This is a genomic window from Kribbella sp. NPDC058693 (assembly GCF_042715335.1).
GTDB classification, from domain to species: Bacteria; Actinomycetota; Actinomycetes; order Propionibacteriales; family Kribbellaceae; genus Kribbella; species Kribbella jiaozuonensis.
This window is the reverse complement of sequence record NZ_JBHXSQ010000003.1, coordinates 1,624,312-1,643,872: the sequence shown is the minus strand read 5'-3', so window position 1 is coordinate 1,643,872 and position 19,561 is coordinate 1,624,312. Positions and strand designations below refer to the sequence as shown.

At 68.8% G+C, this 19,561-nt stretch carries 15 protein-coding genes; 4 read left to right on the top strand and 11 right to left on the bottom strand.

Features of this window, described 5'->3' with window-relative positions; all coding sequences use genetic code 11:
* Positions 1-419: 419 nt before the first annotated feature.
* Both tyrS and ACFWUU_RS26135 read right to left on the bottom strand, forming a co-directional pair.
* A complete protein-coding gene (gene tyrS, locus ACFWUU_RS26140) occupies positions 420-1,712 on the bottom strand; it encodes a tyrosine--tRNA ligase (protein WP_137257929.1) in 1,293 nt (430 codons plus the stop codon).
* Positions 1,713-1,772: 60 nt separating this feature from the next.
* On the bottom strand, positions 1,773-2,810 hold the full coding sequence (locus ACFWUU_RS26135) for an App1 family protein (RefSeq protein ID WP_380179023.1): 1,038 nt from the start codon (positions 2,808-2,810) through the stop codon (positions 1,773-1,775).
* A gap of 109 nt (positions 2,811-2,919) precedes the next feature.
* Between ACFWUU_RS26135 and ACFWUU_RS26130 the strand changes: the two genes are divergently transcribed.
* Positions 2,920-3,867, top strand: a complete 948-nt coding sequence (locus ACFWUU_RS26130) for an LLM class flavin-dependent oxidoreductase (protein ID WP_380179021.1) — start codon at positions 2,920-2,922, stop codon at positions 3,865-3,867.
* Here ACFWUU_RS26130 and ACFWUU_RS26125 read toward each other — a convergent pair.
* From ACFWUU_RS26125 to argC, 8 genes are read right to left on the bottom strand one after another with little or no spacing between them, the layout of a single operon-like run.
* The gene (locus tag ACFWUU_RS26125; RefSeq protein ID WP_380179019.1) at positions 3,864-4,529 is read right to left on the bottom strand and encodes a DNA-3-methyladenine glycosylase; all 666 of its coding nucleotides are present in this window, start codon (positions 4,527-4,529) and stop codon (positions 3,864-3,866) included. The genes ACFWUU_RS26130 and ACFWUU_RS26125 overlap by 4 nt on opposite strands.
* A 10-nt stretch (positions 4,530-4,539) precedes the next feature.
* Complete coding sequence (gene argH / locus ACFWUU_RS26120; RefSeq protein ID WP_380179063.1) at positions 4,540-5,952, bottom strand: argininosuccinate lyase; 1,413 nt, start codon at positions 5,950-5,952, stop codon at positions 4,540-4,542.
* A 3-nt stretch (positions 5,953-5,955) separates the two neighbouring features.
* Positions 5,956-6,465, bottom strand: coding sequence for an arginine repressor (locus ACFWUU_RS26115; protein ID WP_137257933.1), 510 nt, complete (start codon positions 6,463-6,465; stop codon positions 5,956-5,958).
* Positions 6,462-7,394: an ornithine carbamoyltransferase gene (argF, locus tag ACFWUU_RS26110; RefSeq protein ID WP_380179017.1), complete on the bottom strand. Its 933-nt coding sequence runs from the start codon at positions 7,392-7,394 to the stop codon at positions 6,462-6,464. The genes ACFWUU_RS26115 and argF overlap by 4 nt, the downstream gene beginning before the upstream one ends.
* Positions 7,394-8,593 carry an acetylornithine transaminase gene (locus ACFWUU_RS26105; protein ID WP_380179015.1) on the bottom strand — a complete coding sequence of 400 codons (1,200 nt, stop codon included), beginning with the start codon at positions 8,591-8,593 and terminating at the stop codon, positions 7,394-7,396. The genes argF and ACFWUU_RS26105 overlap by 1 nt, the downstream gene beginning before the upstream one ends.
* Positions 8,590-9,468, bottom strand: coding sequence for an acetylglutamate kinase (gene argB, locus ACFWUU_RS26100; RefSeq protein ID WP_134109219.1), 879 nt, complete (start codon positions 9,466-9,468; stop codon positions 8,590-8,592). Before argB ends, ACFWUU_RS26105 begins: the two co-directional genes overlap by 4 nt.
* Positions 9,465-10,667 (bottom strand): bifunctional glutamate N-acetyltransferase/amino-acid acetyltransferase ArgJ, encoded by a 1,203-nt coding sequence (gene argJ, locus ACFWUU_RS26095; RefSeq protein WP_380179013.1) that lies wholly within the window; start codon positions 10,665-10,667, stop codon positions 9,465-9,467. The genes argB and argJ overlap by 4 nt, the downstream gene beginning before the upstream one ends.
* Positions 10,664-11,695: an N-acetyl-gamma-glutamyl-phosphate reductase gene (gene argC, locus ACFWUU_RS26090; RefSeq protein ID WP_380179011.1), complete on the bottom strand. Its 1,032-nt coding sequence runs from the start codon at positions 11,693-11,695 to the stop codon at positions 10,664-10,666. Before argC ends, argJ begins: the two co-directional genes overlap by 4 nt.
* Before the next feature lie 147 nt (positions 11,696-11,842).
* Between argC and ACFWUU_RS26085 the strand changes: the two genes are divergently transcribed.
* The 3 genes from ACFWUU_RS26085 to ACFWUU_RS26075 are packed head-to-tail and all read left to right on the top strand — an operon-like array spanning position 11,843 to position 13,813.
* Positions 11,843-12,397: a carboxymuconolactone decarboxylase family protein gene (locus ACFWUU_RS26085; protein ID WP_380179009.1), complete on the top strand. Its 555-nt coding sequence runs from the start codon at positions 11,843-11,845 to the stop codon at positions 12,395-12,397.
* Positions 12,394-13,254: an RNA polymerase sigma-70 factor gene (locus tag ACFWUU_RS26080; protein WP_380179007.1), complete on the top strand. Its 861-nt coding sequence runs from the start codon at positions 12,394-12,396 to the stop codon at positions 13,252-13,254. Before ACFWUU_RS26085 ends, ACFWUU_RS26080 begins: the two co-directional genes overlap by 4 nt.
* 40 nt (positions 13,255-13,294) lie before the next feature.
* Positions 13,295-13,813: a GNAT family N-acetyltransferase gene (locus ACFWUU_RS26075; protein WP_380179005.1), complete on the top strand. Its 519-nt coding sequence runs from the start codon at positions 13,295-13,297 to the stop codon at positions 13,811-13,813.
* Here the strand turns inward: ACFWUU_RS26075 and ACFWUU_RS26070 are convergent.
* A complete protein-coding gene (locus ACFWUU_RS26070; protein ID WP_380179003.1) occupies positions 13,810-19,542 on the bottom strand; it encodes an Ig-like domain-containing protein in 5,733 nt (1,910 codons plus the stop codon). The two genes, ACFWUU_RS26075 and ACFWUU_RS26070, sit on opposite strands and share 4 nt — an antisense overlap.
* Between the last annotated feature and the right edge of the window lie 19 nt (positions 19,543-19,561).

Sequence of the window (19,561 nt, the reverse complement as noted above, 5' to 3'; positions counted from 1 at the left end):
CAGAAATCATCCGAAGCCCATGAACGGGGATAATGCTAAATTTCGGCATTGACTTTCGGCACGCTGTTGAGTTCTCAAGAATCGGACGCACACCGCAGCATGACCTTTCGGCCAGGCTTCCGGGGCAACCTGCGCTACCTTACCGGATCAGATCCACCGAGTCAAGACCCGATTTTCTGACCATCCACCCGCATCCAAGCTACCGCCCCGGATCAGACAACCCGGTTCGGCTCAGCTAGCCTTGGGGGGTTCGGAGCGACCGGCCGCTTTCGCGTCCCGCGCCTCGCTCCAACAAGAAGAACATTACGTGGCTCGCAGGTAGCCGGTCAAATCGGTTCCCGGTGTGCTGAATCACAGGCCTGTAATTTGCCTTCGGCAACCCGAGTGTGGGAGTGGAGCCCACCCCCGCACCGCAGCCCTCAGCCCTGCACCGGTGACGCCAGAACCCCTGCAAATGAACGCTTCCCGCGCCGCAGCACGAGCACGCCGCCGGGCAGCAGGTCGTCCGTGCCAGGCACGTACTCCGCGTCCTTCACCTTCTCGTTGTTCAGGTACCCGCCGCCCTCAGCCACAGTTCGCCGTGCAGCGGACTTGCTGGCAACCAGTCCGGACTTCACCAGGAGGTCGCCGTACGTTGGCATTGGCTCGCCGGCGCCCAGCTCCACGTGGGGTGCTTCTCGCAGCGCCGCGACCAGCGTGGAGCCGTCGAGTGACGCCAACTCCCCCTGGCCGAACAGCGCCTTAGAAGCCTCCTGCACACGCCGGGTCTCCTCGGCGCCATGCACCAGCGTCGTCACGTCCTCCGCGAGGACACGTTGCGCTTCGCGAGCCTGTGGACGTTCCGCGGTCGCCTGCTCGAGCGCGGCGATCTCCTCCGCCGTACGGAAGGTGTAGTACCGCACCAGCTGCATGACGTCTCGGTCGTCGCTGTTGAACCAGAACTGGTAGAAGGCGTACGGCGACGTCAGCTCCCGGTCCAGCCAGACTGAGCCCGACTCGGTCTTCCCGAACTTGGTGCCGTCCGCCTTGGTCACCAGCGGGGTGGCCAGCGCATGCGCCCTCCCGCCATCGCTACGGCGGATCAGCTCCACGCCGGCGGTCAGGTTCCCCCACTGGTCACTGCCGCCTGTCTGCAGAGTGCAGTTGTACCGGCGGTAGAGCTCCAGGTAGTCCAGCGACTGCAGCAGCACGTAGCTGAACTCCGTGTAGCTGATCCCCTGCTCCAGCCGCGCCTTCACCACTTCGCGGCCGAGCATCCGGTTCACCGGGAAGTGCTTCCCGATGTCCCTCAGGAAGTCGAGGGTGTTGAGGTCCTTGGTCCAGTCGTAGTTGTTGACGATCCGGGCCGGGTTCGGCAGCGACTCGTCGAAGTCGATGAACTTCTCCACCTGGGCGCGGACCTTCTCGACCCATTGCTGGACGACGTCCTTCGGGTTCAGCACCCGCTCCGACGACTCCTTGGGATCTCCGATCAACCCGGTGGCGCCGCCGACAAGCCCGATCGGGTTGTGGCCGGCCAGCTGAAGTCGCCGCAGCGTCAGCAGCTGCAGCAGGTTCCCCATGTGCAGGCTGGGTGCGGTGGGGTCGAAGCCGACATAAGAGGTGATCGGTCCCTCCGCCATCGAGGCCCGAAGGGCATCCGGGTCGGTGGAGTGGGCAATCAGGCCACGGCTCTCCAGGTCATCCAGTACCTGGGTGCGGCGTTCGGTCACTTGGTCTCTCCTCGAGTACGTCGGTCGCCCCTAGTGTCCTGTACGCCGACCGGACAGCGCTCAGGTGGGTTCCGGACGTGTCAGTACGGCGCGGAGCTGCGGACGGAGCGCATGTCCGTCCGGCCCCTGCACGGTCACCGCGGTCGGACGTTGTGGGTCGTGAGCGCCCGGGTCCGGGTTCGGTACGGGGAGACCGTGGGACAGGACCTGCTCGGCCGGGGTCAGCTGGCGGATGCCGATGGCCAGCACGTGATCCGGGTGCGACTGCGCGAAGTCGCCGTACAGCTGGGGGTCGTGCTGGCCGTCGTCGCCGATCAGCACCCAGCGCACATTGGGGAACTCGCGCGCCAGCCGGCGCAGTGCGGTCCGCTTGTGCTCCTGGCCGCTGCGGAACCAGCCCGTGTTCGTCGGCCCCCAGTCCGTCATCAGCAACGGCCCCGGTGGGTACCCGTGCCTCGCGAAGAAGCGGGTCAGCGTCGGCGCGGTGTTCCACGCTCCCGTGGACAGGTAGAACATCGGCGCACCGGGGTGGTCCGCCAGCAGCTCGTCGTACAGCCCTGCCATTCCTGGTACGACGCGGCGCGCCTGCTCGTCGCGGACGAACGTGTTCCAGGCCGCGATGAACGGACGCGGCAGCATCGTCAGGATGACCGTGTCGTCGATGTCGCTGACCAGTCCGAACGTCGCGTCCGGGTCCGGTACGAAGATGCGCGCCCGGGCCTGCCGTTCGCCGTGGACGCCGAGCATGATCTCGTGCCAGCCCGCCGGCAGCACCTCCGGCACAGTCAGGTCGATGAACCCGCCGCGGTCGGTGACAGCGTCGTACGTCCGCCCGTTGACGGTGACCGACACCAGCACCTTGGTGGCCGGCGCCGTGACGAAGACCCGCCAGCCGCGCACCACCTGGTCCTCTTCGTACCGCGGCTGGTTGATCGGGTCCCGGCCGAGTACGACGCGGGCCAGCACCCGGACGAACTCCGTATTGCCGTAACCGACCTGCGGGATGATCCGCTCCTGCCAGCCACGCCGCCGCAACACAGCCTGCACTCCCACGTTGAACCAGTCCTCGAGACGGGACGCGTAGTGCGGACGGGCCATACCAGAAACCTACCCGGAGCACGGTCCCCTAGTCGTCCTCACTCGCGCGCGGCGACAAGCTTTGACCCGCACTTCACGAACTGTCGGCGGCGTCTCCTACCGTCTCCTCATGACCAGTGTCGGAATGTGCTTCCCGCGTACCTTCCCCGCCGCCCTCGTCACCGACGTGGCGCGGCGGCTCGACCGCGGTGCCGCGGACGAGCTGTGGATCATCGAGGACTGCTTCTTCACGGCCGGCCCGTCGCTGGTATCGGCTGCGCTGACATCGACCGAGCGGCTCACGGTCGGTCTCGGCATCGCACCCGCAGTGGCTCGTACGGCGGCGGTAACGGCGATGGAGTTCGCGACGCTGGACGCGCTCGGGCCGGGGCGGTTCCTGCCGGGCATCGGTCACGGCGTGCAGTCGTGGATGGAGCAGATGGGTGTCCGGCCGAAGTCGCCGCTGACAACTCTCGAGGAAGTCACCACGACGGTCACCCGGTTGCTCGCCGGCGAGGAGGTCAGCTTCGAGGGCAAGGCGGTGTACCTGAAGGACGTAAAGCTCGACGCGCCGCCGGTCACCCCGCCGCCGATCCTGCTCGGCGTGATGGGTCCGAAGTCGATGGCGCTGGCCGGTCGGGTCGCGGGCGGTGTCGTGCTCGCGGAGCCGGCCACTCCGGCGTACGTGCGTCAGTCGGTGGAGTACGCCGGATCGCCGGATGGGTTCGTGGTCGCGGTGTTCGCCGCGATGTGCGTGCGGGACGACCGCAAGACGGCGTACGAGTGGACTGCGCCGTGGCTGGGGTGGCGGATCGGTGACAACCACCCGGGGGTGACTGCGCTGCCGTTCTTCGACGAGATGAAGAAGTTGTTCGACGACTCCGGGGTCGAGGGACTCGTGGGGATGCCGACGGACTGGTGGACGCAGATCGGCGCGATCGGGACGCTCGAGGACGCGGCTGCGCATATCGATGCGCTGGAGGCCGCCGGCGTGCATCACATCGGGCTGTTCCCGGATCCGGAAGTGGAGCACGGGCTTCCGCAGCTCGACTACGTGCTGGAGTTGGCCAAGCGTTAGGCGCGGCGCTTCGGAACGTGCGGGCGGTACGGCGAAACCGTCGGGTCGCCCGGGATCCAGAAACGCCACGCGCGGTCGGCTGCCTCACGGAGCCCTACGCGCGGACCGGTGGATGGTTCGCCGTCGAAGCCGGGGCCCGACAAGAGCCGGATCGGTGAGTCCTTGGCGAAGAGGTCGGTGCCGTTGCCTTCGCCTCTGATGCCGAGGGCAACACACAGACGGGCCGGGCCGCGAGCGAGGTCCCGGTCGGGGTTGACCTTCGGTCGCTTCACCACCGGGCCCTGCCTGACCTGATTGAAGGCGACCTTCTCCACGGCTGGTTGGCCGCGGCGGGCGCGGGCGAGTTCGACGCCTTCGATGATCTCGCCGGCGCGGAGGAGGACGGCCGATGGTTTGCCGGGCGGGCCGACGACGACGTTCATGCAGAAGTGCATGCCGTACGTGAAGTACACGTACAGGAAGCCGGGTGGGCCGAACATGATCGCGTTCCGGGGCGTTTCGCCACGGTAGGCGTGCGAGCCCGGGTCATTCGGGCCGTCGTACGCCTCAACCTCGGTGAGGCGTACGACGACGGTGCCCTCGTCGGTGGTGCTGCTCACCAGCATGCCGAGCAGCTGAGGCGCCACTTCCAGCACAGGACCAGCAAGAAGAGAACGGCGCATGCGCAGCACCCTAAGCGAGACGCGTGCTGTGCTCTCCCGCGCGGGTGCGGAGTTCGGTCAGCTGGGCCTCGACCTGGGGTTGCGCCGTGCCGCCTCGGGTGTTGCGGGAGGCGAGGGAGCCCTGGACGGTGAGGACGGAGCGGACCTCTGGGGTGAGGTGGGGTGAGATCGCGGCGAGGTCGTCGTCGGACAGGTCCCACAGCTCGATGCCGCGCTTCTCGCAGGCCTGGACGCAGGCGCCGGCCAACTCGTGGGCTACCCGGAACGGGACCTTCTGGCGGACCAGCCACTCGGCGATGTCGGTTGCCAGCGAGAAGCCCTGGGGTGCGAGCTCTTCCAGGCGGGCGGTGTTGAAGCGCAGCGTCCGGATCATCCCGGTGAACGCGGGCAGCAGGACCTCGAGGGTGTCGATGGAGTCGAAGACCGGCTCCTTGTCCTCCTGCAGGTCCCGGTTGTACGCGAGCGGCTGCGCCTTGAGTGTCGCCAGCAGGCCGCTCAGGTTCCCGATCAGGCGGCCCGCCTTGCCGCGGGCGAGCTCGGCGATGTCCGGGTTCTTCTTCTGCGGCATGATGCTCGACCCGGTCGAGAAAGCGTCGTCCAGCTCGACGAAACCGAACTCCTTCGTCGCCCAGATGATCACCTCTTCGGCCTGCCGGGACAGGTCGACGCCGATCTGCGCGGTGATGAACGCGAACTCCGCCACGAAGTCCCGCGACGAGGTCCCGTCGATCGAGTTCGCCGACGAGTTCGTGAAGCCCAGCTCGTGGGCGACGAACACCGGGTCCAGCCCCAGCGAGCTGCCGGCCAGAGCACCCGAGCCGTACGGCGAATCCGCCGCAACTCGAGCATCCCAGTCAGCCAGCCGATCCAGGTCCCGGATCAGCGGCCATGCGTGCGCGAGCAGATGGTGGGACAGCAACACCGGCTGCGCGTGCTGCAGATGCGTCCGGCCCGGCATGGCGACGCCAAGGTGCTGCGCAGCCTGATCGGCCAGCGCGTTCACCTGCTCCAGCACGAGCCGGGCGATGATCCGGGCGTGCTCACGCAAGTAGCTCTTGAACAGCGTCGCGACCTGGTCGTTCCGCGAACGCCCGGCCCGCAGCCGACCGCCCAGCTCGGCACCGAGCCTGTCGAGCAATCCATTCTCCAGCGCGGTGTGCACGTCCTCGTCAGCTTCAGCCGGCAGGAACTTCCCCGACAAAACGTCCTCGAGCAGCCCGTCGAGACCTGCCAGCATCGCCGTCAGATCCTCGTCGGTCAGCAAGCCCGCGCGATGCAGCACCTTCGCGTGCGCCTTCGAACCGGCGATGTCGTACGGCGCCAGCCGCCAGTCGAAGTCCGTCGACCTGCTCAACGCCGCCAACGCATCCGCCGGGCCGCCCGCAAACCGGCCGCCCCACAGTCCAGCAGTACTCACAACAATTCCTTACTTCGGTTCACGTGCGGCCAGGGACAAGAAGCGGGCGGCGAGGGCTTCGCCGCCGACCGGGTTACGGGACACGACCATGACGGTGTCGTCGCCGGCGATGGTGCCGAGTACGTCGTCCAGTCCCACGTGGTCGATCGCCGACGCGAAGTACTGGGCCGCACCCGGCGGGGTTCGCAGGATCACGAGGTTGGCACTGCCCTCCGCCGACACCAGCAGCTCGGACGCCACTCTGGCCAAGCGCGCCTCGAAAGCAGCTGCCTCGCCGGCTCGCGGCGTACGGTCGCCGCCTTCACCCGGTACGGCGTACACCAGCTGGCCGGACGAATCGCGGACCTTCACCGCACCGATCTCGACCAGGTCGCGCGACAGCGTCGCCTGCCCGACAACCAGGCCGGACGCAGCGAGCAGGTCAGCCAGCTCGGTCTGCGACCGCACCGGCTGCCGGCCGAGCAGGTCGACGATCCGTTGCTGGCGCGCGGTCTTGGTCGTCGGTACGGCGATACTCATGCCCCGAAACTCCTTGCCAACAGCCACGACAGCAGCGCCTTCTGCGCGTGCAGCCGGTTCTCGGCCTCGTCCCAGACGACCGACTGCGGGCCGTCGATCACGGCCGCGTCGATCTCCTTGCCACGGTACGCGGGCAGGCAGTGCAGCACGATCGCGTCCGGCTTCGCCTTGGACAGCAGCTGCTCCGTCACGGCGTACGGCACGAACGGCGCCTCACGCGAAGCCGCCTCGGCCTCCTGCCCCATCGACACCCAGGTGTCGGTGGCAAGCACATCCGCGCCGTCGGCCGCCGCGATCGCGTCCGCCGTCCACGCCACCGATCCCCCGGTCGACGCGGCGATCTCAGCAGCACGCGCCAGGATCGCGGGATCCGGCTGGTACTCCGTCGGCGATCCGACAACGACATGCATGCCGGCGGTCGCGCCACCCAACAGGTACGAGTGCGACATGTTGTTGGCGCCGTCCCCGAGGTAGACCAGCTTCAGCCCGGCGGTCGCGCCCTTGTGCTGGCGCACGGTCTGCAGGTCGGCCAGGATCTGGCACGGGTGGAACTCGTCGGTCAGCGCATTGATCACCGGGACCCGCGACGCGGCCGCCATCTCCTCGATCCGGCTCTGACCGAACGTCCGCCAGACGATCGCCTCGACCTGCCGGTCCAGCACACGGGCCGTGTCCGCGATCGGTTCGCCGCGGCCCAGCTGCGAGGTCTGCGCGTCGATCACCAGCGGTACGCCGCCGAGCTCGGAGATCCCGACCGCGAACGAGATCCGGGTCCGCGTCGACGTCTTGTCGAAGATCACCGCGACCGTCTTCGGCCCGCTCAACGGCTTGTGCCCGTGCCGGTCCCCAGCCAACTGCGCGGCCAGCGTCAGTACCTCGTCCTGCTCGACCGGCGAGAGGTCGTCGTCCCGAAGGAAGTGCCGAACCATCAGACCTCCACCTTGTCGAGCAACCCGGGAAGGGCCGCGACGAAACTGTCCGCATCAGCCTTGCTCAGGATGTACGGCGGCGCCAGCCGCAACGCGTTCGGAATCGGATTGTTGATCACGAACCCGGCGTCCAGGGCGAGCGCCGCCACCTGGTCCGACACCGGCGCGGTCAGCTCGATCGCGAGCAGCAGCCCGCGCCCGCGGACGCCCGCGATCATCGGGTGGTCGAGCGCGATGATCGACGACGCGAGGTGGTTGCCGACGGCATTCACCTGGGCAAGCAGCCCGTCCCGCTCGATCACGGTCAGCACCGCGAGGCCGGCGATCGACGCGACCGGGTTGCCGCCGAACGTCGTACCGTGGTTGCCCGGCTGCAGCAGGTCCGCCGCCGCGCCCAGCCCGATGCATGCGCCGATCGGGATGCCCGCACCGAGGCCCTTCGCAACGGTCACGATGTCCGGGGTGATGCCCTCGGGCTCGAACGCGAACCACGTGCCGGTCCGGCCGATCCCGGTCTGGATCTCGTCGATCCACAGCAGCGCGCCGTGCTCGGCGGTGATGCTCCGAGCGGCCCGCAGGTATCCGGCCGGCGGTACGACGACGCCGTTCTCGCCCTGGATCGGCTCGAGGACGACGGCCGCCGTCTGGTCGTCGACGGCTGCGGCGAGCGCCTCGGCGTCGCCGTACGGAACGAACTCCACGTCGCCGGGCAGCGGCGCGAACGCTTCGCGGTACGCCGGTTTCCAGGTCACCGCGAGCGCGCCCATCGACCGCCCGTGGAACGCACCGACCGTCGAGACGATCTTGGTCCGGCCGGTCCGCCGGGTGATCTTGAAGGCTGCCTCGTTCGCCTCGGTGCCGGAGTTGGTGAAGAACACCTTGCCCGGGGCATCGAAGAGACCGAGCAGTTTCTCGGCCAGCGCGATCTGCGGCGCGGAGGCGAAGAAGTTCGACACGTGGCCGAGCGTCGCGAGCTGCGACGTCACCGCGGACACCACGAACGGGTGCGCGTGACCGAGGCAGTTCACCGCGAGGCCGCCGAGCAGGTCGAGGTACTTGTTGCCGTCGGCATCCCACAGGTACGCGCCCTCGCCGCGCACCAGCACGCGCTTCGGCGCACCGAAGGTGTTCATCAGCGCACCGGAGTACCGCTCGGTGAGTGCGGCCTGGGAGCCGTCGACAGTGACGAGTTCGGTCATGAGGGGATCACCTGGGTTCCACTTCCGGCGTCGGTGAAGATCTCGAGGAGCAGCGAGTGCGGGACGCGCCCGTCGATCACGGTCGCCCGGGACACGCCCGACTGGACCGCGCGCAGGCAGGCTTCCATCTTCGGCACCATTCCGGAGGCCAGCGACGGCAGCAGCTCGGCCAGCTCGGCCGCGTCGATCTGCGTGATGATCTCGTCGCTGTCCGGCCAGTTCCGGTAGAGCCCGGCGACATCGGTCAGTACGACGAGCTTCTCGGCGCCGAGCGCGACCGCGAGCGCGGCGGCCGCGGTGTCGGCGTTGACGTTGTGCGCCTGACCGTCCTCGTCCGGCGCGATCGTCGACACCACCGGGATCCGGCCGGCGTCGATCAGGTCGACCACCGCCTCCGGCCGTACCTCGACCACGTCGCCGACCAGCCCGATGTCGACGTGCTCCCCGTCGACGAGCGCCGTACGGCGTTCCGCGGTGAACAGGCCTGCGTCCTCACCGGACATGCCGACCGCGAACGGACCGTGCGCGTTCAGCAGACCGACCAGCTCGCGGCCGACCTTGCCGACGAGGACCATGCCGACGACATCCATCGCCTCCGGCGTGGTGACCCGCAGGCCGCCGCGGAACTCGCTGTCGATCCCGAGCCGGCCGAGCATGTCGCTGATCTGCGGCCCGCCGCCGTGGACGACGACCACCCGCACCCCGGCGTACCGGAGGAAGACGATGTCGGACGCGAAGGCCTGCTTGAGCTTGTCGTCGACCATGGCGTTCCCGCCGTACTTCACGACGACCGTCTTGCCGTGGAACTCCTTCAGCCAGGGCAGGGCTTCGGTCAGTACGGCGGCCTTCTCGACCGCGTCTGCATGACTGTTCACGAGGAGTAGGCCGAGTTCTCTTCGACGTAAGCGTGCGAAAGGTCGGTGGTGAGTACGGTCGCCGAGGCGGGACCGGCGTGCAGGTCGATCAGTACGTCGATCTCCAGGCCGCTGAGGTCCGCATCGGACCGGTCGACGCCCTTGCCGCCGGCGACGCAGATGGCCGCGCCGTTCAGCGTGATGTCGAGCAGCGACGGGTCGAACGCGGTCGGGGCGTTGCCGACCGCCATCGCGATCCGGCCCCAGTTCGGGTCGGAGGCGAAGAACGCGGTCTTGCAGAGGTTGTCCTCGGCAACGATCTTGGCGGCGGCCAGCGCCTCGGCCTCGGTCGCGGCGCCCTGCACGGTGATGCTGACGTGCTTGGTGACGCCCTCGGCGTCGGCCTGCAACTGCTTCACCAGGTCAGCAGCCAGCACAGTCAACGCCGCCTCGAACGCCTCGGGAGTAACAGTCACACCGGAGGCACCCGAGCTGAGCAGGAGCACGGTGTCGTTGGTCGACGTACCGCCGTCGACGTCGAGCCGGTTGAACGTCTTCGCGACCGCGTTCCGCAGCGCGTGGTCGAGGTGCGGCTGGTCGAGTACGGCGTCGGTGGTCATCACGCTGAGCATCGTCGCCATGTTCGGCGCGCACATCCCGGCGCCCTTCGCGAACCCGCCGATGCTCCAGCCGTCCGGGTGCCGCAGCACGCCCAGCTTCGGCACGTTGTCGGTCGTCATCACCGCGGTCGCCGCGGACAGGTCGTGACCGGTCGTGGCGCCGAGGGCACCGACCGCGGTCTCGATCCCCGGGATCAGCTGGTCCATCGGGAGACGTTCGCCGATCAGGCCGGTCGAGCAGACGCCGATCTGCGCCGCGCCGACATCGAGCAACTCGGCCAGCTTCTCGGCGGACTTGTGCGTGTCCTGAAAGCCTTCCGGGCCCGTGCACGCGTTCGCGCCGCCGGAGTTCAGTACGACGGCCTTCAACGCGCCGGCGGTCAGGACCTGCTGGGACCAGAGCACCGGCGCGGCCTTCACCTTGTTCGTGGTGAAGACGCCGGCGGCGACGTTGGACGGGCCGTCGTTCACGACGACGGTGAGGTCCGGCGTACCGGCTGGTTTGATCCCGGCGATCACCCCGGCCGCGCGGAAGCCGGCCGGCGCGGTGACACCGGCGCTCCGATCGACTTGGGTGGCTGGGGTAACTGTAACGGTCACGGTGCGACTCCTACGAGAGGCAGGGCCAGGGCTTCGTCGAGCCCGATGGCCAGGTTCATGCACTGCACGGCTCCGCCGGCGGTGCCCTTGGTGAGGTTGTCCATCGCGGCCACGACGACGGCGCGGCCGGTGCGCTGGTCGAGGGCTACCTGCAACTGCACGGTGTTCGCGCCGAGGGTGGCCTGCGTCTGCGGCCACTGCCCCTCGGGCAGCACGTGCACGAACGGCTCGTTGCGGTAGGCATCTTCATAGGCCTGCCGGACCTTCGCGAGGTCGGTGCCATCGGCAATCGGCGCGCTGCAGGTGGCGAGGATGCCGCGGGCCATCGGGACCAGCACCGGCGTGAACGAGACGCTGACCGGCTGATCGGCGTACGGCGTGAGGTTCTGCTCGATCTCCGGCGTATGACGGTGCACCCCGCCGACGCCGTACGCCGACGCGGAACCCATCACCTCGGCGCCGAGCAGATGCGCCTTCGGGGCCTTGCCCGCGCCCGACGTACCGCTGACTGCGACCACCACCAGCTGGGTGGGGTCGACGAGCCCGTGCTGTACGGCGGGAAGCAGGGCCAGCGTGGAGACGGTGGGGTAACAACCCGGTACGGCGACCCGGTTCGACCCGCGGAGCTTGTCCCGCTGTCCGGGGAGCTCCGGGAGCCCGTACGGCCACGAGCCGGCGTGCTCGCCGCCGTAGAACTCGACCCACGCCTCGGCCTCGGTCAGCCGGAAGTCCGCGCCGCAGTCGATCACGGTGACGTCCTCGCCGAGCTGGTCGGCGATTCCGGCGGACTGTCCGTGCGGCAGGGCCAGGAACACCACGTCGTGACCGGCGAGATTCTCCGCCGTGGTCTCGACCAGGATGCGCCCGGCCAGCGGCACGAGGTGCGGGTGGTGCACGCCGAGCGCCGTACCGGCGTTTCCGCCGGCGGTCAGGGCGCCGATCTCCACCTCGGGGTGGCTGCTCAGCAACCGGAGCAGCTCGCCTCCCGCGTATCCGCTGGCACCGGCCACCGCCACCTTCACACTCATATGAATGAGTATGCCACGAACCGGATGAATATCCAACCGGTTCCGCCTCCTGAGACCACCAGCCAACCACGTGCTGTGACGCGCGTCATGTCACACGGCGCGTGCTGCCGCGTGTCCAGTGGTCGACGACGAACTCTGGAGGGTGAGATGGCGCGGATCGCGTTGGAGCATCAGCGGGGCTGGTTTGTCCGGCTGGCCGAGTGGGGCAGCCGGCGGAAGTACGGGACGGTGCTGGAGCCGGGGCAGGCAGCGCTGCACAACCGGCGGGTGCTGACGTCGATGCTGCTGCTGGAGGGGTCGGCGGCTCGGTGGAACAAGCTCGATCCGGAGCTGAAGGCGCTCGCGGTGATGGTGACGTCGGCGCGGATCGGGTGCAGCTGGTGCATGGACTTCGGCTACTGGGAGTTCCATCACCAGGGTGTCGACCCGGCCAAGCTGCGCGATGTGCCAGGGTGGCGGGACAGCGACGTCTACTCGGATCTGGAGCGCGCGGTGATGGACTACGCCGAGGCGATGACGGCGACCCCGCCGGAGGTCACCGATGAGCAGGTCGAGCGGTTGCGCGCAGACCTCACCGACGAGCAACTGGTCGAGCTCACGTCGGTCATCTCGCTGGAGAACTACCGCTCCCGCACGAACGCCGCCCTCGGGCTGACCAGCCAGGGCTTCAAGGAGACCTGCGAACTGAGGCCGGTCAAATGACCGAGGAACAGTTGGCGAGCGAGTTCGCCGAGCATCGGTCCGTGCTGGTCGGCGCGGCGTACCGCGTCGTCGGCAGCGTGAGCGACGCCGAGGACGTGGTCCAGGAGGCGTGGCTGCGCTGGACCGGGGTCGACCACGACGAGGTGCGCGACACGCGGGCTTATCTGATCCGCATCACCACACGGCTGGCGCTGAACCGGTTGCGGGAGCAGAAGGCCCGACGGGAGCAGTACGTCGGCCCCTGGCTGCCTGAGCCCCTCGCGACGGACGACGACCCCGAGGCCGCGGTCGAGCTGGCGGATTCGGTCAGCATGGCGATGCTCGTCGTACTCGAGACGCTGTCGCCGCTCGAGCGTGCGACGTTCGTACTGCGTGAGGTGTTCGATCTCCCGTACGACGAGATCGCGGACACGCTCGGCCGGTCGGAGCCCGCCGTACGGCAGCTCGCTCATCGGGCCCGCGAGCACGTCTCCGCGCGGCAGCCGCGGCACCACGTCGACAAGGCGCGCCACGACGAGGTGACGATGCGGTTCATGCAGGCGGCCGGGTCGGGCGACTTCGACCAGGTGGTCGCGCTGCTCGCGCCGGACGCTGTACTGATCAGCGACGGCGGCGGGAAGAAGAAGGCGGCGCTGCGGCCGATCCATGGTGCGGACAAGATCGCGCGCTGGCTGTTCGCGGTGATCGCCGAGAACCCGGGCTTCGAGGTCCGGATGGGAACGCTCAACGGCGAGATCGCCTACATCGCGTACGACGGGGACTCGCCGGACACGGTCGCGTTCCTGAAGACCGAGGACGGCCTGATCAACGAGCTGTACCTGATCCGGAACCCGGACAAGCTCGAGCACATCCACTGAGCCGTAGACTATCTGCAACTCAGTCGCAGATGGAGGTGCGGTGAAGTACCTGGCTATGGACTCGGACGAGGCGCTGGCCCCGGGGTTGCGGGCGGACCTGCTGGACACCTGGGTCGCGGCGACGAACGCGGGCGGCGCGGTCGGGTACACGCCGCCCGCGCCGGTCGAGCAGATCGCCGAGGACCTCGACGGCTCGCTCGGCCGGGTCGCGGCGGGCCTGGACCTGCTCGGCGTGCTCCACAACGGTGAGCGGTACGTCGGGATGGGCCTGCTGGTGAGTCGCGGGAGTTGGCTGCAGGAACACTGGCGCACGGTGCTGCGGGTGATGGTCCACCCGGAGCACCAGGGCAACGGCGCCGGCCGCGTACTGATGGAGGGGTTGCGCGGATCGGCGGTCGATCTCGGCCTCGAGCAACTCCAACTGACGATCCGCGGCGGGCTCGGCCTGGAGAAGTTCTACGGGCCGCTCGGCTATCGCATCGTCGGCACTCAGCCACGCGCGATCCGCCTCAGCGCCGACGACTACCGCGACGAGATCATGCTGGTGCAGGACCTCTAGCGGCGGGTTCGGGCCAGGGCCAGGAGGGTGGCGCCGAGGGCCGCGAGCAGGGTGCCGAGGGTGAGCACGATCGCTGGCGGGCCGCCGGTTGGTGGGAGATCAGCGCTGGTGTTTGTGCGGGGGTTCTCGATGGGCTCGGCGCCGACGGTGAACTTGACCGGGGCGGTGGACTCGCCGACTTGGTAGGTCGCCTTGGCGGTGCCGATGAAGGCGGCGGCCGGTTTGAGGGTGACCGTGCCGTCGCCGGCGACCGACCAGGTGCCTGTGCCGTCGGTGACGTGTTTGGCGCAGGTGCCGGTGGCCGTGCGGAGACAGACTGAACTCGGCCTGATCGCGCCGCTGTCGTTGAGGAGCGGGTTGACCGCGACCGGGTTGCCCGGCGTACCGGTTGCTGTGTCGGGCACCGCCTTGATCAGCAGTGGTCCGGCGACGGTCACGTCGAGGAGCGCGGTGTCGGAGGTGCCGTTCGCGTCGGTGACGCGGTAGGCGAGCGATCGCGTCGTACCGACGAAGCCCTTCGCGGGCGTGTACGTGACGGCGCCGTCTGCGTTGACCGCGTAGCTGCCTTCGCGTGGCACGGTGACGGACTTCTTCTCCTTGCCGTCGGCCGGGTCACGCAGTACGACGGAGGCCGGTCGGAGCGGTGCGGACGGGTCGCCGGGTTTGTCGTTGTCGAGGACCGGGACCACGACCGCCCTGCCGAAGGCGGTGTCGGCGTTGTCGTCGACGACGATCGGACGCACCGGCGCGACTGTGATGGTGATGGTGGCGCGGGCCGAGTTCTGGTTCGTGTCCTTGACGTCGTACGCCGTCGGTCGTGCGGTGCCCGTGAACGCGGCGACCGGGCTGAACGTGATCTTGCCGGCGGCAACGACATACGTACCCTGCGCGGGAACCGTCAGCTGGTTGACGAGCGCACCGCCCGGCCCGACCAGGAGCAGGGAGTCAGCTTCGAACTTCGCGTCCGGGCCTGGCTTGTCGTTCGCGAGGGGGTCGACCGTGACGGCGACATGCTGCTTGGTCCGCGTCACGTCCGGTACGGCGACCGGACGGTCCTGCACCGTGATCGTCAACGTGCCGTCGCCGACCGTTCCGTTGCGGTCGGCAACCTGGTATCCGACCGGAACCGTCAGCCCGGCGAACCCATCCTCGGGCGCGACCTGGATCGCCCCGCTCGGCTGCACCGTGAACGTCCCCTCCCCCGGCACAGTCAGCGTCGCCACCGGATCCCCGGTCGACGGATCAACCAGCTGCACGTTGCCCAACGGCGCGCTCGCATCACCCGGCTTGTCGTTCGCGAGCACGTCGACCGTCACCGGAGTCTCGTACGGCGTCGTCGCCGTATCGTCGGCAATCACCGGCGTGACCGGCGCGACCGTGACGGTGACCGACGCGCTCGCCTTGTTCCCGGTGGTGTCGGTGACCTGATACGGGACGGAGACGGTGCCGCGGTACGCCGGCTCGGGATCGAAGACGATCTTTCCGTTGGCCACCGTGAACACGCCCTGGCCCGGGATCGCAACCTTGCCGGTCCACGAACCGCCGTACAGCTGCACGCTGGTCCGATCGAGCTGCGCGCCCGTCCCCGGTTCGTCGTTCGCGAGCGGATCAACGGTGACGTTCACGTTCTGCTTGGTGGTCGCAACGTCCGCGACCGCCGACGGACCCTTGCCGACGGTCAGCACCAGCAGACCTTCGGCGGTCGTCCCGTTGCCGTCGGCGATCCGGTACGCCGTCGGCGTCGTCACGCCCTCGAACCCCTTCACCGGCGTGAACGTCACCGCCCCGCCGTCGCCGACGCGATAACTCCCCTCGCCGGCCCGCGTCATCGCCTTGCCGTAATGCCCGGCCGCATCCTTCACGACCAGGCTCGACGGGACCAGCGGCGCGGACGGATCACCCGCCTTGTCGTTCACCAGCACGTTCACCGTGACCGCATGCCCGTACGGCGTGATCGCCGAGTCCCCGACCGCCACCGGCCGGACCGGCGTCACGGTCATGCTCAGCGTGGTCGCCGCGTAGTTGCCGTCCGAGTCCGCGACCCGATAGCGGATCGGGAGCGCCTTGCCCTGGAACCCCGGCAGCGGGTCGAACTCGATCGCCCCGCTCGGCAGCACGGCGTACGTGCCCTGCTTGGGGACCGTCAGCTTCTTGCCATACTCGGTCGCGTCGAGCAGACCGATCGAGCCGCGGTCGAGGGTCGCGTCCGTACCCGGGATGTCGTTCGACAGCACGTTCACCGTCACGGTCACGTTCTGCAGAGTCGAGGCATGGTCGGCGACCGCGACCGGCGGCTTGCCGACCGTCACCGTCAGGCGAGCCGTCGTCCTGGTCCCGTTGCTGTCGGCAACCTGATAGGTCAGCGGTGTACCAGGTCCGCGGGAGGTCGCCGCCGGATCGAACCGGACCGATCCCCCGGCCGCCGTGTACACACCCTCGTTCGGGATCCGCACCGATGCCGTCGGCAACCCATCGGCGGGGTTGACGAGGAGCAGACTGCCCGGCACCAGCGGCGCCGACGGGTCACCGGGCTTGTCGTTCGCAAGCACGTTGACCGTGACAGTCTTCCCGTACGGCGTCCGTGCCGTGTCATCGGCCGCATCCGGAGTGATCGGGGTGATCGTGACTGTGATCGTCGACCGCGCGGACTGTCCGAACCAGTCCGAGATCCCGTACGTCACCTTGGTCGCAGCACCGGTGAAACCCGGCAGCGGATCGACCCTCACCGTGCCGTCCGGGTTGACCTGGTAGTCGGCCTGGCCTGGGATCTTCACCAGCTTCTTCAGCGAACCATCTGCCGGGTCCACGAGTGTGAGGCTGAGCGGATCGAGTCCGGATCCGCGCCCGGCGGTGTCGTTGTCCAACGGCTTCACCAACAGCGGAAGGTTCTGCTTGCCGGTGGCGGTGTCGGGCGCCACGGTCGGCGCGGGCGGCTTCGCGACGGTGACGGTCAGCGTTGCCGTGGTCGTCGTACCGTTCACGTCCGAGACGCGGTAGGTGACCGGCGTCGCGACGCCGGTGAACTTCGGCATCGGGTCGACCAAGACCTTGCCCTCCGGCGTTGCCGTGTACGTCGCCTGGCCCGCGATCACGACCGTTGCTGTCGGCTCCTTCGTCGTCGGGTCGGTCAGCCGCACGCTGCTCGGCACCAGCGGCACGGACGGGTCACCCGCGTCGTCGTTCGCCAGCACCGGCACGGTCGCGTTCGTGTCGTACGCCGTACTCGCAATGTCGTCGGACGCGTCGGGCTGCACCTTCGTCACCCGCACGGTCAGCGTCGACTTCCCGATCGCATCGTTGCTATCGGCAACCTGGTAATGAATCGGCGTCGCGGTTCCGCTGAACGTCGGCAATGGCTCGAACAGCACCTGGCCGTCCGGCTTGACCGTGTACTTGCCTTGACCGGCGACCACCAGAGTCGTCAACGGATCCCCGTCGGACAGCGCGAGCAACCGCACGGTCTCCGGCTTCAGTACGGCACCGGTCGGACCGGGCTTGTCGTTGTCGAGGACGGCAATGACCACCGACCGACCCTGCAGCGTGGTGATCGTGTCCGGGTTCGCGACCGGCGGCCCGGGCGCGTCGACGGAGACGGTGAGTACGGCGCGTGCCGGCGTACCGTTCTTGTCGAGGACCTGGTAGGTCAGCGGCGTACCGACGCCTTTGAACCCGTGCACCGGCTGGAAGCTCACCTCGCCGGCGGCAACCAGATAGGTGCCCTGCTGCGCGATCGTCACCTTGTCGACGAGCTGTCGGGTGGCCGGGTCGACGAGCCGCAGCGTGGTCGGCACAAGCGGTGCGTCCGGCGAGCCGGGCAGGTCGTTGTCGAGCACGGGTACGACGACGTCGGTGTCGAACGCGGTCGAGATCGAGTCGCCGTTGGCCGTCGGCGTGACCGGCGTGACCGTGACGGCGAGCGTGGACTCGGCGGTCTGCTGGGTCGTGTCGGTGACGCGGTAGCCGATCGACGTGCCGACGCCGGTGAAGTGCGGCTGCGGTACGAGGTCCACGCCGCCGTCGGGCTTCACGACGTACTCACCCTCGCCGGCGATCATCACCTTCTTCTTGAAGGTCGCGTCGGCCGGATCGCGCAGTACGACGGACGCGGGATCAAGTTGGACACCGGCCGCGGCGCGGTCGTTGGCCAACGGCTTGACCGACACGCTGACGTTCTGCGGAGTGGTCGCCGTGTCGGGCATGGCTACCGGGTGGTCCGGGAGCGAGACCGTGACGGTCACCTTGGCGGTCGCGGTGATGCCATTGCTGTCGGCAACGCGATACGTGACCGGCTCGGCCGGACCGACGAACCCGGGCACCGGCTCGACGCGGATCGTGCCGTCGGGTTTGGCGACGTACTTAGCCTGGCCGACCACGTTCACCATCTCGACGCATTCGCTGCCGTCGAGGAGGCAGAGAGTCGCGGGCGCCAGCGGGGCCGAGGGGTCGCCGGGCTTGTCGTTGGCGAGCACCGGGACGATGACCGCGGTGTTGAACGCAGTCGTCGCGGTGTCGTCGGTCAGCACCGGCGGTGGCGGCGGCGTGATCGCGAACGGGTAGTCCTCGACCTCACCCGAGTCGGCGGCTCCGGTCGACTTCTCGACCTGTACGTCGTTGTAGCCGACCCGCACCCGCGCGTACGACGCTCCGGCCTTGGGAGCGAGCTCGGACCACCGCAACGTGACGGTCGTCTGCTTAGCGGCGAATGCGGCGCAGGCTCGCTCGCCCGGCTCGAACGTGCCGTTGACGTTGAGGTCGATCCACGCGCACGCGCGCCCGGCCTTCGACGTACCCGCGAGCTGCAGGTCGGCGGCGTACGTCGTCTGGTTGGTGCGAAGCGGCTTGAAGACGACACCGTCGTCGGCCTGATCCGCTGCGGTCGGACCGGTGGTGCCGTTCGCGACGTCGGCGTTGTCTTCGGTGACGTCCTTCCCGAGCTGTACGTCGCTGAGCACCGACCACGCAGCGCCGTACGACGTGGGTGCGTCACCGAAGTCCTCGGGCGTGGACGCGACGATCGAGAACGCGTCGCCGGAGGAGGCGTTGTTGATGGCCGGGAGCTTCGGGTGCTTCGTGAATTGCGCGCTGATCGCGAACGTGAGCTTGTTGACGATGCCGTTCACCCGGACCGATCCGCATGCGGCGGTCGCGGAGGTGTCGAGACCGGACGGGGATTTGGTGTTGACGCAGTTCGGGCCGGCGTCGTGGTTGGCGGCGGTGATCGTGTCGCTGGTGACGGCGAGGTTGTTGCCTTGCCCAAGCTTCGTCAGGCTGAGGCCGGCGGTGGTCAGCTTCAGGATCGAGTGCAGCTCGGACTGCGCGATCGGCTTGCCGCTGTCGGTCCGGGTGACGGAGCCGCCGATGCCGCCGAGGTGCAGGACCGGGTTGCGGACGGGCTGGGAGAACGCGATCGTCACCGTGCCGCGATCGCCGCAGCCGCCGGTCGACGCGCAGTCGCCGGTGTTGACCACGACGTCCTGCGCGGGGACGTCCTTGCCGATCGCGGGCTGGTAGGTCGTCGGGCCGATACCACGGAAGCCGGCTGTTGTCGGGTCTCCGAGCTCGGTGTGCCCGCTCGCCGTGATCGTCTGCCGCAACGCCGAACCCGGCATGACCGCGGTCGCCTGCTCGGTGAACGGAGTGGCCGGCACCTGATACGCGTTCGCGGTGACAGTGGCCAGGCTCAACAGGCCGGTGGCAAGAAGAATGGCCCCCGGTCGGGTAGCCCGCATGTGTCCCGCCCTCCCGAAC

Excerpts from the sequence above, each read along its gene's own strand:
- ACFWUU_RS26135 (WP_380179023.1), bottom strand. The coding sequence starts at position 2,810 with ATGGCCCGTCCGCACTACGCGTCCCGTCTCGAGGACTGGTTCAACGTG.
- ACFWUU_RS26130 (WP_380179021.1), top strand. The coding sequence starts at position 2,920 with ATGACCAGTGTCGGAATGTGCTTCCCGCGTACCTTCCCCGCCGCCCTC.
- ACFWUU_RS26125 (WP_380179019.1), bottom strand. The coding sequence starts at position 4,529 with ATGCGCCGTTCTCTTCTTGCTGGTCCTGTGCTGGAAGTGGCGCCTCAG.
- ACFWUU_RS26115 (WP_137257933.1), bottom strand. The coding sequence starts at position 6,465 with ATGAGTATCGCCGTACCGACGACCAAGACCGCGCGCCAGCAACGGATC.
- argF (WP_380179017.1), bottom strand. The coding sequence starts at position 7,394 with ATGGTTCGGCACTTCCTTCGGGACGACGACCTCTCGCCGGTCGAGCAG.
- ACFWUU_RS26105 (WP_380179015.1), bottom strand. The coding sequence starts at position 8,593 with ATGACCGAACTCGTCACTGTCGACGGCTCCCAGGCCGCACTCACCGAG.
- argC (WP_380179011.1), bottom strand. The coding sequence starts at position 11,695 with ATGAGTGTGAAGGTGGCGGTGGCCGGTGCCAGCGGATACGCGGGAGGC.
- ACFWUU_RS26085 (WP_380179009.1), top strand. The coding sequence starts at position 11,843 with ATGGCGCGGATCGCGTTGGAGCATCAGCGGGGCTGGTTTGTCCGGCTG.
- ACFWUU_RS26080 (WP_380179007.1), top strand. The coding sequence starts at position 12,394 with ATGACCGAGGAACAGTTGGCGAGCGAGTTCGCCGAGCATCGGTCCGTG.
- ACFWUU_RS26070 (WP_380179003.1), bottom strand. The coding sequence starts at position 19,542 with ATGCGGGCTACCCGACCGGGGGCCATTCTTCTTGCCACCGGCCTGTTG.